The 14,329-nt window shown below is 48.5% G+C and carries 10 protein-coding genes; 3 read left to right on the top strand and 7 right to left on the bottom strand.

Annotation, left to right across the window (positions count from 1 at the left end; all coding sequences use genetic code 11):
- The first annotated feature begins 30 nt into the window (after positions 1-30).
- The gene (locus A4V09_RS08095; protein WP_065541905.1) at positions 31-1,440 is read left to right on the top strand and encodes a GntR family transcriptional regulator; all 1,410 of its coding nucleotides are present in this window, start codon (positions 31-33) and stop codon (positions 1,438-1,440) included.
- Positions 1,441-1,500: 60 nt separating this feature from the next.
- On the opposite strand, the gene A4V09_RS08090 is transcribed toward A4V09_RS08095, so the two are convergent.
- From A4V09_RS08090 to A4V09_RS08080, 3 genes are read right to left on the bottom strand one after another with little or no spacing between them, the layout of a single operon-like run.
- Positions 1,501-2,463 (bottom strand): FAD binding domain-containing protein, encoded by a 963-nt coding sequence (locus A4V09_RS08090; protein ID WP_065541904.1) that lies wholly within the window; start codon positions 2,461-2,463, stop codon positions 1,501-1,503.
- 11 nt (positions 2,464-2,474) lie between these two features.
- The gene (locus A4V09_RS08085) at positions 2,475-4,721 is read right to left on the bottom strand and encodes a xanthine dehydrogenase family protein molybdopterin-binding subunit (RefSeq protein ID WP_065541903.1); all 2,247 of its coding nucleotides are present in this window, start codon (positions 4,719-4,721) and stop codon (positions 2,475-2,477) included.
- Positions 4,708-5,199 carry a (2Fe-2S)-binding protein gene (locus A4V09_RS08080; RefSeq protein ID WP_065541902.1) on the bottom strand — a complete coding sequence of 164 codons (492 nt, stop codon included), beginning with the start codon at positions 5,197-5,199 and terminating at the stop codon, positions 4,708-4,710. Before A4V09_RS08080 ends, A4V09_RS08085 begins: the two co-directional genes overlap by 14 nt.
- 177 nt (positions 5,200-5,376) lie before the next feature.
- Here A4V09_RS08080 and A4V09_RS08075 point away from each other — a divergent pair, with 177 nt between their 5' ends.
- Both A4V09_RS08075 and A4V09_RS08070 read left to right on the top strand, forming a co-directional pair.
- Positions 5,377-7,563: a BTAD domain-containing putative transcriptional regulator gene (locus A4V09_RS08075; protein ID WP_065541901.1), complete on the top strand. Its 2,187-nt coding sequence runs from the start codon at positions 5,377-5,379 to the stop codon at positions 7,561-7,563.
- Positions 7,564-7,639: 76 nt separating this feature from the next.
- The gene (locus A4V09_RS08070; RefSeq protein ID WP_065541900.1) at positions 7,640-9,169 is read left to right on the top strand and encodes an HAL/PAL/TAL family ammonia-lyase; all 1,530 of its coding nucleotides are present in this window, start codon (positions 7,640-7,642) and stop codon (positions 9,167-9,169) included.
- Positions 9,170-9,212: 43 nt separating this feature from the next.
- On the opposite strand, the gene A4V09_RS08065 is transcribed toward A4V09_RS08070, so the two are convergent.
- The 4 genes from A4V09_RS08065 to A4V09_RS08050 form a co-directional block, all read right to left on the bottom strand.
- Positions 9,213-10,982 carry an oleate hydratase gene (locus A4V09_RS08065; RefSeq protein ID WP_065541899.1) on the bottom strand — a complete coding sequence of 590 codons (1,770 nt, stop codon included), beginning with the start codon at positions 10,980-10,982 and terminating at the stop codon, positions 9,213-9,215.
- Positions 10,983-11,121: 139 nt separating this feature from the next.
- The gene (locus A4V09_RS08060) at positions 11,122-11,688 is read right to left on the bottom strand and encodes a TetR/AcrR family transcriptional regulator (RefSeq protein WP_065541898.1); all 567 of its coding nucleotides are present in this window, start codon (positions 11,686-11,688) and stop codon (positions 11,122-11,124) included.
- A 25-nt stretch (positions 11,689-11,713) separates the two neighbouring features.
- Positions 11,714-12,985, bottom strand: coding sequence for a 3-phosphoshikimate 1-carboxyvinyltransferase (gene aroA / locus A4V09_RS08055; protein ID WP_065541897.1), 1,272 nt, complete (start codon positions 12,983-12,985; stop codon positions 11,714-11,716).
- Between the two features lie 9 nt (positions 12,986-12,994).
- Positions 12,995-14,092 carry a prephenate dehydrogenase gene (locus A4V09_RS08050; RefSeq protein WP_065541896.1) on the bottom strand — a complete coding sequence of 366 codons (1,098 nt, stop codon included), beginning with the start codon at positions 14,090-14,092 and terminating at the stop codon, positions 12,995-12,997.
- Positions 14,093-14,329: the final 237 nt, after the last annotated feature.

The following is a 14,329-nucleotide window of genomic DNA, read 5'->3' as shown; positions in this document are numbered from 1 at the left end:
ATACCAACGAATCCATTGAGGTGAAGAATTATGCTGCTTGAAAGCGGAATTTACAGACTTGTTTATGAATATTATGAGACCAGAATCCTTTTTGGGTACAATAGATACGGGGATCATCTGCCGTCCATCAGCAGAATCTGTGATATGTTCCAGATGGCTCCCGCTACGGTGAGAAACGCGCTTTCTGTCCTTGAAAAAAAGGGACTTATCCAGGTGGATGCGAGAAAAACCGCAAAAGTTATTTATAAAAGCAGCCCGGCAGGCTTCCGAAAAAATGCGATGAAATACTTTGCTCCCAGAGAAGCAGGAATCCAGGAACTGTGCGAATCGGGAAGGCTTCTCCTGGAACCTCTCTGGGAGGAAGGGGTCCGCAGGTGGGATGAAAAAAACTGGCAGTGGTTTATGAACAAACTCATGGCTCCATCGGCCAATGCCGTATCCCTTCCGGTGGAATTCTACTATCTGGCTCTTCTAAGTCTGGATAATGGTCTGGCGCTGAATTTTTATTGGGAGGTCATCGGCTATATCCGGCTCCCGTATCTGGTAAATAAGGATGAAAAAGAAATCATGCCCTACACCAGTACAGGCAGCCGGCGGGAAAACGTAGTTATATGGCTGCATGAGCAGTTTGCAGATTTTTACTGCGAAGCAGTACAGGAGATCAAGACATTTCTCCGCAAAAATGAGAAGACGGTATTTCCAAAAGGCGCGGAACAGTTACCTTTTCACTGGAATGTTTACAGACAGAGGCCTCAGCTCTGCTATACCATGGTGTCCCTAATAATCAGGGAAATCAACCTGGGCGTCTATACAGCAGGCAGCTATCTGCCGTCACTGCCCAAGATGGCAGAGATATATGAGGTATCTGTCAGCACGGTGCGCCGTACCCTCAGTATTCTAAACAGTCTGGGTCTGACAGAGTCTTATCATGGAAAAGGGACACAGATTTGTACAACTGTGCGCTCCATGGATTTCTCCAGAACAGAGATAAGGGAAGGGATGCGTCTGTATCTGGAAAGTCTGGAGGTCCTGGCTCTGACCATACGCCGGATTTCTTTTTATACGCTGGAGCATATTTGTGAGGATGAGAGAAGACGGCTGGAGGAGGAATTTGTAAAGATGCTGAGGGAAGGAAAAAGCTATCGTTCTTTTGAAATCTGTCTCTTTTTTATAGAGGAAAAGTGCCCGCTTTCCATTGTGCGGGAATGCTATGGAAAAATAAGAGAGATGCTGGCTTGGGGATACCCGTTTACGCTGCACCGGCTCAAGGCACGTTCTCTTCATGATGAATATAAAGAACGAATCCAAAAGGCTGCAGAGGATTTGCACCAAAAGAATTATATGGCGTTTGCAGAAAAGTGGGAATCCCTGTTAAAGCATGAGGAGAAAATGATGAAATCCAGACTGTCAAATGATATGGCGGCAGCAGAAAAAGAGTAAGGGGCAGGTGAGGGCGTTCACCTGCTCCTTACTCTTTATAGGGAATGAGAATTTGAAGAATTATCCTTCCGGCGGGCAGATCAGGGTTTTCAGCAGCGTGCGGATATTTTGAAAGGAATCTTTCTTTACCTTTACGGAAATGGTAGATTCTTTGATCAACCTGCTTTTGGAAAGAAGCTCTTTTACTGCTGTTTCCGCTATTTGATCCAGGTCAGTTTCCTTTCCGGCAGAGATGAAGGCTGCGGTGTCATGCAGTTCCACGGGATTGTCAGCCACAGCTCCAACGAGGAGCCGTGCATCTCTGGTCTCGGGACAATAAGCGCCTGCAAAATTGACGGTGGGGAAATCAACAGAGCCACGGATACTTATTTTTTCAAAGGCACTTTGGTATCCCTTTAGCGGGAAGGGAAGCAGAAACCCTTCAAGAAGGATATCTGATCTTTCCGTGGTTCCGTTCTGTGCGGTATGGTTTTGAATGAAAGTTTCTACGGGCAGCTTGTGTTTTTCTCCCTTTTTGTAGAACAGAGCCTGCGCGTGATAAAGCATCAGGGCGGGGGCCAGATCTGAATAATACAGAGCGCGGCACACAGGAGAGTTGGGAATCTGGTGGCAGAGGTTTCCGCCTGTTTTAAAACATTTCGGTATACTGCTCCTCCAGTAAGAAGACTGGTTGAAATAAATGCAGCGCCTGTCCTGGAGGATATTTCCGCCGATAGTCCCCATATTTCTTATTTGCGGGGAAGCCGTAACACGCAGAGCCATCTCAAGAGCAGGATATGAGGTACAGAGGGCAGAATTGCAGGAAAGTCCGCTTAAAGTAACGGCAGCCCCCAAAAACCAGCCCTCTGTTGTCCTCTTGACTGCGCGGAGGCTTGGAATGTGGGTGATATCCAGATAATTTCCAGAGGGCTTTAAATCGTTTTTTATTAAAGGCATAAGATCTGTCCCGCCGGCAAGGATGACGGGGGATTCGGAAGACAGGCAGGAAAGCGCGTCTTCCAGATTCTGCGGTTTATAATACATGGTCATCTCTCCTATTTTTTGTTTGGTTTTATGAAAAAGGACTCAGACAGCGGTATCCGGTTGATCTCTCTGCCCGATGCCTGTGATACGGCGTCTGCGATGGCAGGCGCTACGGGTACGGTAGTCAATTCCCCTACACTTTTTGCGCCCAGGGGACCGGTAGGCTCAAAACTTTCAATGTATTCTCCATGGATATCCGGCATATCCGAAATTAACGGTACACGGTATGTCAGAAGATCCGAGGAGATCACCTTGCCAGCGCGGCGGTTGTGCTCCAAAGTCTCTGTCAGAGCGTAGCCCACCCCTTGTCCGATCCCCCCCTCAATCTGCCCTATGACAGTGAGGGGATTGATGGGGGTGCCCACGTCCACAACCTCGATCACGTGCCGCAGGATGATGCTGTTGGTTTTCTTTTCGTATTCTGCCTTCACCATGCAGACGGCAAAGGGGTTGGGGCTTTCCTGGGCTTTATAGCTGGAATTTCCCATAATGACTGCTCCTTTCATACCGAAAAACACCTGCCCCGCAGCCTCCTGAAAAGAAAGATGCTGATTTTTTGACGGGATATGGAATTTTTTGTCTTCCCCGAATGTTATATCCATGCTGCCGTAACAGTCTGACAGGGCATGGACAAGCTTTTGTATGATATCCTGACAGGCAAGCACAACCGCGTTTCCGCTTACATAAGTCTGGGAACTGCCAAAGGTTCCGGTATCGTAAGGGGAGATTCCGGTATCGGCCGCAGTGATCTTAACAAGAGAGAAGGGAATTCCCAGGCATTCCGCCGCTATTTGGGAAAGCATGGTTTCACTGCCCTGTCCAATATCCGCGGAACCGGTCATAAGGTGGATGCTGCCGTCATCGTTTGCCAGTATGACGGCAGAACTCATTCCTTCTTTGGAGGAGGGACCTGATCCATGACAGGCAAAAGAGACACCCCACGCCTGCCGGATTTCCTCATTATGGGCCAGCCCTTCCTTTTCGTCGATCTCCCGCCGGATCTCCTGACAACGGCGGGCACACTTTTCAATGCCGCAGCTCGTAACCGCTGCTGAGGCGGCAGGGAACTTTTCTCCTGCCTGTACATGATTGCGCAGACGGAATTCCACGGGGTCAAGGTGGAGCTTTCTGGCGATCCGGCTCATCATAAGTTCCCGTCCGAAGGTGAGCTGTGCATTGCCGTATCCCCGGAAGGCGCCTGCGGTGGGACCGTTGGTCGCTATGCTGTATCCGTTAAAAAGATAATTGGGTACCTTGTACTGGAACTTTCTGCTGGCAGCAGCCACGATCGTGGGGGTGTGGGTAGTATAAGGACCTGCATTCAGATAGTATTCTGTCCGGAAGGCAGTTAAAATGCCCTCTTTTGTCACACCGAATTTTAAATGTGTCTGCATTTCATGGCGTACTACGGAAGCATACATCTCTTCTTCCCGAGTGTTGATAAGCTTAACGGGTCTTCTTATTTTTTTTGACAAAAGGGCAGCGGCAGGCTGGTTATGGAGCTGCTGCCTGGCACCGAAACCTCCGCCCATGACAGGCTTCACAACACGGATATCATTTTCGTTCATCCCAAACAGTTCCGCCATAATTCTTCGCTCCTGATAAGGTGTCTGGGAGTTGCTCCAGATATGCAGTTTCCTGCCGTCAGTAAAATCGCAGATACAGGATGTGGGTTCCATAGCCACATGCTGCATGGCTGAAGTGTGGAAATCATCCTCAAAAATATAGTCCGCTTCTTCAAAGCCTTTTTCCGTATCACCGGCAGAGGCTTCCCTGGAAGCAAGAATATTGTTTTGGGACAGATGCGGCTGGATCGGAGCGGCATCAGCCTTTAATGCATCCTTTATGGTATGTACGGAAGGCAGAAGCCTGTAGCTGACCTTTACGGCTTTGGCTGCCTTTAAAAGCGCCTGTGGGGTCCTGGCGGCAATGGCCAGGATGCGGTCTCCCACACAGAGAGGGTGGGCGGTGAGTATCTTCTCATCTTTCATGAGCAGCGGGGACGGGGGATTGCCGGAACAGTTGTAAAAGGTGTCAGGAACCTCCCAGGGAAGAAGTGCGCCTATGTAGCCTTCGGTTTTCTCCGCTTGGGAAAGGTCAATGTCTGTGACTTCTGCATGTGCATGAGGGCTTCGGATCATCATGCCGTACACCATTTGAGGAAGGGAAAAATCTCCTGTGTAGAGAGCCTTTCCGGTGACTTTTGCGGCGGACTCATGTCTTGGGATTCCGTGTGCAGCAGTTTTATATGGATTCATGGGACACCTCCTCCAGTTTTTGGGCGGCAGTTTTAACGGCTGCCTCAATCTTTGTATAACCGGTACATCTGCAAATATTTCCGGAGAGCGCTTCCCGGATCTGGGAACCGTCAGGCTTGGGAATCCGGTCCAATAGGGCTTTTGTGGACATGATCATGCCCGGTGTGCAAAAACCGCACTGTACGGCACCCTCGTCCATATAAGCCTGTTGAATGGGATGCAGCTCATTTGGAGATTCCAGCCCCTCAATGGTTTCAATTTCCCCATTGTCCGCCTGCAGTGCCAGTACACAGCAGGAATTTACGGCTTTTCCGTTCAAAAGCACAGTGCAGGCTCCGCACTGCTCACAGCCGCATCCCTGTTTGGTGCCTGTAAGTCCTGCTTTTTCGCGGATCACGTCGAGAAGGGTATCTTCTTCCGTGACGGAAAAAATGAAGATTTCCCGGTTAATGGTAAGGGTAATGTTATAATGGTTCATAGAACAGATTCCTCCTGCTTTCCCTTAGAGTTGTTTAAAAATTCATTCCTGGAACTTTTGTCTCTATTATGGAACATAGCTGTTGAAGTTTTGTTAAAAAAGTGTTATTGACTAATTTCCCTGTGGTGCCTATGATAAATAGATAGAGTGTGCGGAACAGAAAAGGGAGAGGACAGCATGGATAAAATAGAAGTTTTTCTTTTAGGAACACCCAGAGTTTATGTAAATAAAAAAAGATATCTGTTCCCCTATGGAAGGGCGGAGGGAATGTTCTATTACCTTATTACCAAAGGATATGAAAATAAGCAGGTACTGGAAGATATCTTCTGGGGAGATAAATATGATGAAGAAAAGGCAAACAGAAATTACAGAAATGCGCTCTATCATATCAGAAAGGCTTTCGGGAAGGATTTTTTGATCACAGACGGCAGACAGCAGCTCAGGATCAACCCGGAAGCGGACTTGTGGATGGATCTGCATGAGATGAAAAGTGATCTTGAGATCCTTTCCGGTAAGGAGAATTTCTGGTATTTAGAACATTTTGAAGTAAAAGAAAGCAGTCAGTTTGAAAATTTTATACGTCAGAAAAGGATCGAGACCGCAGAGAAGATTTATTTCCTTACTGAGGAGGAACTGTTCAAAGACAAGTGCAGACTGGATCTGTGTGAGGAGATATGTAAAAACCTCATAGCCATGGACGAATTCTGTGAAAAATATTATCAGCTTCTTATGAAACTATATGAAAAGGCAGGGCAGAGGAACCGGGCGGATATGGTCTACCGGGAGCTGCAGTACATATTGGAACAGGAACTGGATGAGGTGCCCGGTGAGGAGATCACAAAGCTCTGGCAAAAAATCATCAGCCAAAAAGAGCGGGAGCGTGTGCAGGAGGAGGAAACGCATTTCTCCCATACGGGTGAAAGCCAGTCGGATATCTGCAAAAGCCTGCTGGAATGGATATCCATGTTCTGCGACAGAGCGGAATACAGAAAATTAATGTATTTTTCCGGCCTGGGGGATTCCCTGTTTGTGGAGGGGATAGAATCCCTTGTCCAAGGGGGGATGATACGGGAGGAAGAGGATGCCGGCAGGATCTATTATTCTTTTCCGGATGAGGAGGAAAGGATAAGGGTTTATGAAGGCCTCAGCCTGACGAAAAGGAAAAGTCTTCACAGCCTCATGGCAAAACGGTTTGAGAAGCAGTTTTTTATGGGAAAGAACGAGGATCTCCTGCCTAAGATCAGCTATCATTACTTTAAGAGCCAGGACAGAAAAAAATCGGATTTTTACCTGAAAGAATATCTGCGCAGATATCTGGCCATCGCCCACGAATTTTTCCCGGTACTGCATGCTTACGATGTGATGTATAACACGGAAACATATCTGAACAACAGAAAACAGATAGAATTTATTTATCAGCAGATGGAAGCCTATGTGGAAGCGTATAAAGAATCCGTCAATCCCGGGGGCTTTGAAAAAGAGCGGCTGGAGCTTTATCTCACTATGCTGGTCCAGTCCTATGTAAAGATCCCGGACTATGAAAGGTCCTGGGAATATATCGGTCTGCTGGAGCAGCTGCAGGGCACGGCAAAGGAAACTCTGAAGCAGAAGGCGTATCTTGCCATGGACACCTGTCAGGCGGATGCACTCATCCGTTTCAGCCGGGAAGGACTTTGGCAGGCTGCTGACACATCTGCAGAACAGGGCTTCTGGAAAAGGTTTCAGGGCATTGGCTATGTGCTCAAAGGGGAGATGGAAAAAGGCAGCCGGGAACTGCTTGAGGCAGCGGATATCTTCCTGGATAAGGAGTGGAAAGAGGAATGGGGGGCCAATGCAGCAGTGGCCTACAGCTGGCTGGGAGAAATCGGCCGTCTGACAAAAGATTATGACAGTGCCATGGAATATTACAGAAAATCACTGGATATCCATGCCAATATCCATAATATCAGCGGCAAAACCCTGCTGTATCTCCATATGGGAAAAGGATTGTTTGATACAGGCAATGACTGTATGGCAGAGCGTTATATAAAAGCAGCGGTCCAGAGCTTTGAACATCTCCATGTGGTGTATAAGAGAAGCACTGCCTATGCCTACGAAGCGGTTCTGTTATTCAGAAAAGGCGACTTTGAGGGAGGTGCCATGTATCTGAAAAAGGCCGGACAATACGCGCGGCACAGCAGAGACCCCGTGGAACGCTGTCTGTACAGCAGGATCTTCGGCCTGATCACCCACTCTTCAGACTGTCCTTGTGAAAGCAGGCTGAAGATCGGGGAAGACAGGCAGACCTTTGATGTCAGAGAGGAACGGTCAAAGATCCCATCCATATGGGAAAGAAAATATCTCGACCAATTCTGCATTTTTTAAACAAAATTTTGATGGAAATATATTATATTTTCAGAAAACAGTGCAACGGTACTGAACAGAATGGGAGAGAACAGTTATGGAGAAAATTGTTTTAGACGGAAAGAATCTCACCTTGGATCAGATTTACGAAGTGGTATATCACGGAGCCATTGTGGAACTCTCGGAGGAAGCCATGAAAAGGGCCGAAAAGGCTAAACAGGTATTATACAGAATGGTAGATTCGGAAACACCTGTTTACGGGACAAACAGAGGGGTTGGATGGAACAAAGACCGAAAGGTTTATACCGAATATTTTGACCAGTATAATAAAAACCTTCTGCGTTCCCATTCTCTTTGTGTGCCTCCGTATTGTACGGAGGAGGAGGTCAGAGCCATTATGCTGATCCGCCTGAATACGGCTTTGTACGGCTGTGCAGGCCTTTCCCGGGACGTACTGGAACGTTACAGGGATTTTTTAAATAAAAGGATCCATCCCCTGGTTCCGAGAAGAAGCTCTGTGGGGGAAGCGGATCTGGCGGTAAATGCCATGATCGGCATGTCCATAATCGGGGAGAATGATGTACTCTATCAGGGCCAGCCCACAGACAGCCGGAAAGCCATGGAAAATGAGGGAATGAAGCCTCTGGTCCTGGGTCCAAAAGACGGCCTTGGCATTGTATCCTCCAACTCTCAGGCGGCTGCCATGGCGGCTCTGCTTCTGAGAGAAGTAAAAGAGCTGACCGATAACTCCAATCTTATATACTGCATTGGACTGGAGGGATTAAACGGACAGATCCAGCAGCTTGATGGGAGTGTAACAGAGGCAAAAGGATTTCCGGAACAGACAGAATGTGCGCAGGAATGCCTGCATATGTTAGAGGGCAGTTATCTCTTCGACGGTACAGAGGGCAAAGCGCTTCAGGACCCTTTAAGTTTCAGGGATTCCGCTTTTATAAACGGAGCTGTACTGGAATGCGTCAAGCTGCTTGAAATGAGTCTGAACCAGCATCTGAACCATTCGGATGACAATCCCTGTGTTCTTCCTGATGAGGAGAGGGTGTCTGTGAGCTGTAATTTTGAGCCTCTGAATCTGGCGTTAAAGGCGGAAATGCTGAATATTGCACTGAACCATATATCAAAAGGCGCATGTCACAGGATTCTCAAGCTGGCAGATCCATCCTTTACAGGGCTGCCCCGGTTTTTATCCCCGGACGGAGGCAAGACCGTGATCGGATATTCCACCATCCAGAAGACGTTTACATCTCTGGATACCGAGAACAGAGCTTTGGCGAATCCCTCATCCATGGATTTCTTTGCATTGTCCGGGTATATTGAGGACCATGCCTCCAACGCTGTGCTCATATTGGAAAAATCCTTTAAAATTGTGGATAATCTCAGGTATATCCTGGGTATGGAACTGATGCACGCAGCGCAGGCAGTGGATCTGCGCGGAAACTATAAGCTTGGGAAATGTACGGGAAAGGCGTTTGAGGAATACAGAAAAATCGTTCCTTTTTTGGATAAGGACAGGAAGCTGTCTGTGGATATCCAGGCTTCCTATGAAGCGGTAAAAAGTAATAAGCTGTTAAAAGCAAGTGGGTGCTGTAACTCAGTACCACGGCAGTGATGATGGGAGGCAGGTGACGGATCTCACCTGCCTCCCCTTTATCTTATATCACATTATATTCTTTCAGCAGTTCTTCGATCACCGTGCCGGAAATCTTTCGCAGGGCTTTCTTCTCCACGAGCTTCATGATCCACGGCACCTTCATCTCTATGGCTTTTTTGCCGTCCAGCATTTTGGATGTGGCATCCAGAAGGGTACGGATATCATAACAGGAACCATAGACTTCGGGTACGCCGCGGTCCACGTCCAGTAGTGTGTAGACTGCCTCCATGGCTGTCCGCACGGAATACTCCGTGGTGAATACTGTGTCGCGGACGGTATCTGAAAACTGTCCGATAAATGCAAAATTCACGCAGCCGTCCGGCACCACCTTAGGTCTGTCGCCTGCTGTCCTTGGCATGAAGAACGCTGTGATATACGGCATCATGCAGGGGATACAGCGGGCCGAATTGGCTGCCATATCCGGGATTTCTTCTACAGGGACGCCCAGATGGTACAGCCATTCCTCCGTGATCTCTCTTCCTGTACATTCACGCATGGGCTTTTTTACATAGTCTCCGGGAACATCTGTGAACAGACCGTAGACCCAGACCACGAGCTGGTCTTTGGGCTGTTCCTTAAAGTGCGGCTGCCGGTTTAAGGTATAGCTCATAAGCCAGGAGGAATCCTTGCAGGTCACAATGCCTCCGGTTACCACTTTGCCGCTGAAGGGGTCCCTTTTGCAGACTTTCCGGATATAGGCGGGAATCCTGTCATCCAGGGTGGTGACGGTTGCGGATTCCCAAGTGGTCTTATCTGTTTCACTGCAGAACTTGTCAGGATTTCCGAAGGAGAGGTCCTGGGCTGCAATGTTTTTCCACAGCTCCCAGCATCCGCCGGGAGTGTCATTGAATACCGGGGCGTGATCATCATCCCCAAGGCTGGAATTCTCTGTACAGCTTCCGTTGGTGACAAAAACCAGGTCATCATCCAGCAGATCAATGCACTCTTCCCGGCCGTTGTGGATCATCATGATTTTTCTGGCAGCCTTTTTTTCCGGTGTGATGTCAAAAATCACGTTGGTCACTTTGGTGTCATACTGGAACTGAACTCCATGAGCTTCCAGGTATTTCACCATGGGCAGGATCAGGGATTCATACTGGTTATATTTTGTGAATTTCAGGGCAGACAGGTCCGGAAGCCCGCCGATATGGTGGATGAAACGCTGGATATACAGCTTCATTTCCAGAGCGCTGTGCCAGTCTTCAAATGCAAACATGGTTCTCCAGTAGAGCCAGAAATTGGATTTGAAGAATTCCTCCGTAAAAACATCATTGATTTTTTTGTCGTACAAATCCTTATCTTTTGTGAAAAAGAGCTGCATGATCTCCATGGCTGCCTTGTCGCTCAATGCGAATTTATTGTCCGTGTGGGCATCCTGCCCCCTGTTCTCGGTCACACGCATGAGAGAGTAGTTGGGGTCTTTTTTGTTCAGCCAGTAAAATTCATCCAGCACAGAGGCGTTCTCCACCTCAAGAGATGGAATGGAGCGGAAAAGATCCCAGAGACATTCAAAATGATCTTCCATCTCACGTCCGCCCCGGATGATAAAGCCTTTCTGCGCATCTTTGATGCCGTCACAGGCGCCGCCGGGCAGGGACAATTCTTCCAGAATGTGGATATGCTCCCCCTTCATCTGTCCGTCTCTCACCAGAAAACAGGCGGCTGCCAGGGAGGCCAGTCCGGAACCTGCCAGATATGCGGATTTTTTATCCACGCCTTCGGGTTTTACCGGGCGCGCGAATGCTTCGTAATTGCCATTGCTGTAATACATAGGAATACCTCCTTGTTCTTGGGGATCATAGTTTTTTGTTTTATCTGTCTTTACTATAACCGCTGAGAGAGAAGACTGCCATAAACAGAAAATGCGCAGTGTCAAAACTTTTGACACTACGCAAAAAGTGTATAAAAAATCAATGCCTCTTATCTGTCCGAAACCGTTCCAGCGCTCCGGTGATGGTACCGTGTACCAGAAGGCTCAGGCGGTCGGTCATGGCCTGGGGATTTTCTTTCATGCCATCCTCGATCCACTCACAGATCAAACCCACAAAGGCGTATTTATAAAAATTGGCGATAAACTGTTTATCCGTGTCGCGGACAGCCATGCCTGCCGCTTTTTCTTCTATGACTCCCAGCAGAAGCCGGTACATCTGCCGGAAAAGGAAGTGTTCCAGATACTCCCTGCTGACAGAGTGGTACGTGTTTTTTACAAAGTTCCGGTTACTTAAAATATAGGAGAGGATTTGGAGAAAACCTTCCTGCCAGGTATCATATGTGGTCTTTTCTCCCAGCCGTTTTTCCGCCTCATTGATATAGATCCATTCGATCAGGTCATAGATATCCTGAAAATGGTAGTAAAAAGTCTGACGGTTCACGCCGCAGTCTTCGGAGATATCCACCACGGTTATTTTCTCCAGGGGTTTTTGTTCCATGAGATGTTTCAGGGACTGGGACAGTGCCCGTTTTGTAGTCTGCGACATATTCCGCTCCTTTCTGCGGCAGGTTTTATTTTTTCAGCAGATCCTTGTAAAATCCGGGGTAGGAAATATCTACACAGTCTGCCTGCAGGATTTCTGTCTCACCTTCCGCGGCAATACCTGCCACGGCAAAGGACATGGCGATCCGGTGATCCAAATGGCTTTCCAGTACAGCGCCGTGGAGCATTCTGCCGCCTTGGATCATCATACCATCCTCTGTTCCCGTGATATCAGCACCCATTGCGCTTAAATGGTGCACCAGAATATCCAGCCTATTGGATTCCTTGACTTTTAGCTCCTGTGCGTCACGGATCATGGTGCAGCCTTCCGCAAAGGCTGCCATCACTGCAAGTATGGGAAGTTCATCAATGAGTGTGGGGATCGCCGCCCCTTCAATGACTGTTCCCTTGAGCGCACTGTGCTTTACCAGCAGATCTGCCACCGGCTCTCGGCCATGTTCCCTTTGGTTCAGGATCGTGATGTCAGCGCCCATCTGACGGCATACGCGTAGGATACCATCCCTGGTGGGATTGATGCCCACATTTTTGATCAGCAGTTCAGAGCCTGGCACTAAAAGGGCAGCAGCGATAAAATAAGCAGCGGAAGAGATATCTCCCGGTACGGCTACCTCCTGTCCAACCAGTTCCGGTTCCGGCTGTATGCTTACGGTGCAGCCCTCTGTTTGAAGGCTGGCTCCAAAGCCTGACAGCATACGCTCCGAGTGGTCTCTGGAGACATAGGGTTCTGTGACGCTTGTCTGGCTGTCCCCGTACAGTCCGGCCAAAAGGATACAGGATTTTACCTGGGCGGAGGCCACGGGGGAATCGTAATGTATCCCTTTTATATGACTGCCCCGGATGCGCAGAGGAGCACAATCATTTCCATGGAGGCTCTCAATATCTGCCCCCATCATAGACAGGGGGGTGATGATCCGTTTCATGGGGCGCTTCCGGATGGAGGCGTCTCCTGTCAGTGTACTTTCAAAAGTCTGTCCGGCCAGAATGCCGGATATGAGTCTTGCAGTGGTTCCGCTGTTGCCTACATCCAGGGTATCCGACGGGGCCTTCAGGCCATGGAGGCCTTTTCCGTGTACCAAAATCTGTTCCGGGGACACCTGGATGTCAATTCCCATTTTTCGGAAACAGGCTATGGTGGAGAGACAGTCCGCGCCTCTTAAAAAATTAGTGATACGGGTGGTGCCCTGTGAGATGGCGCCCAGCATGACTGCCCGGTGAGAGATGGATTTGTCTCCGGGTATGGTAACTTCGCCCCTCAGGGCATTTCTTTTTGTGAATTTCATGTGCTGCTCCTAACGCTCATATATAATATAGTTCCGTTTTCCAAGCTGTTCTGCGGCCTCTTTCTGGGCTGTCTGATCATAGAAATCAATTTTTAGTACACCTTCGTCAAATTCCCGGTTATGGATAATGCCGATATTTTTAATACTGATATTGTTCATGGACAATAAGGTGGCAATGGTGGCGATGGCACCTGTCTCGTCAATAATATCACAGTATAGGGCATACTCTTTCTTGATGGGCCCGCTGGAAGTGTCGCTGATGGAATCCCTGTACTCCCTGGAGTCTGAGAACATCCGGAACAGACCCTCCCCGTCGTGCTGGTCCACCAGATATTTTGCCTGTACGATCAGGCGGATAAACTCATCTAAGACCTGGGAGATGTTCTCCGGGTTTTCCATGCAGATCTGCTGCCACATATAAGGGGAGGAGGAGGCGATCCTGGTAATATCCTTAAAACCTCCGGCCGCAATGGCTTTCATATGCTCCGAGGGGGAATCCAGCTTGTGGACCAGATTCACAAGGGCGGCTGCCACCACATGAGGCAGATGGCTGACTGCTGCGGTAATGTAGTCGTGTTCCTCATAGGTCAGTATCATGGGCAGGGCACCGATAGAGGTCACAAGCTCTGTGTAAACCCCTATTTTGTCAAGCCCTACCTCCTCGGAAGGAGTCAGGATATAGTAAGCATTTTCAATCAGATGGTCAGTGGAATGTTCATATCCGGTTTTTTCGCTTCCCGCCATGGGATGCCCGCCAATGAAATTTGGGGCCATGGACAGGGCTGTGATCGCTTTATGTATCTCGCCCTTCACACTTCCCACATCGGTGAGAATACAGCCGGGCCGTATGATCTGCTTCAGCCAGGGGAGACATTCTATATTATAGTCCACGGTGGCGCACAGGAAAATAATGTCACAGAGGGCAAATTTGGAATCCTGTTCATCACAGGCAATATCCACAATACCGTCGAAGACGGCGTCCTCTAAAGTGTCCCTGGTCCGGTTGTATGCGAGAATCTGATATTCCGGATGAAATTTCCGGATGGCTTTGGCTATAGAGCCGCCGATCAAGCCGAGACCGATAAAGCCAATCGTAGTTGTTTCCATAAGATATATGCTCCTTTTTCGTAACTGTTCCGTCAAATCTGCGCATGGACTGCGCCGACCGTGTATAAGAGTAGTTACCCTTCTTCTTTTTGTGACAGCAGAAAGCCTGTAACCGATGCATTTCTGCCGTAATAAACAGCGGATATATGTCCGCCAAACATTATTATTTTATGACAAGGAGCGTCAATTGTCAACGATTTTGCGCTTTAAAGTGATACACTGCAAGGATAACCAAAC

This window comes from Blautia pseudococcoides (genome assembly GCF_001689125.2).
GTDB lineage: Bacteria > Bacillota > Clostridia > Lachnospirales > Lachnospiraceae > Blautia > Blautia pseudococcoides.
Note: the sequence above shows the minus strand (reverse complement) of the source record. Positions and strands in the feature narration are given on the sequence as shown.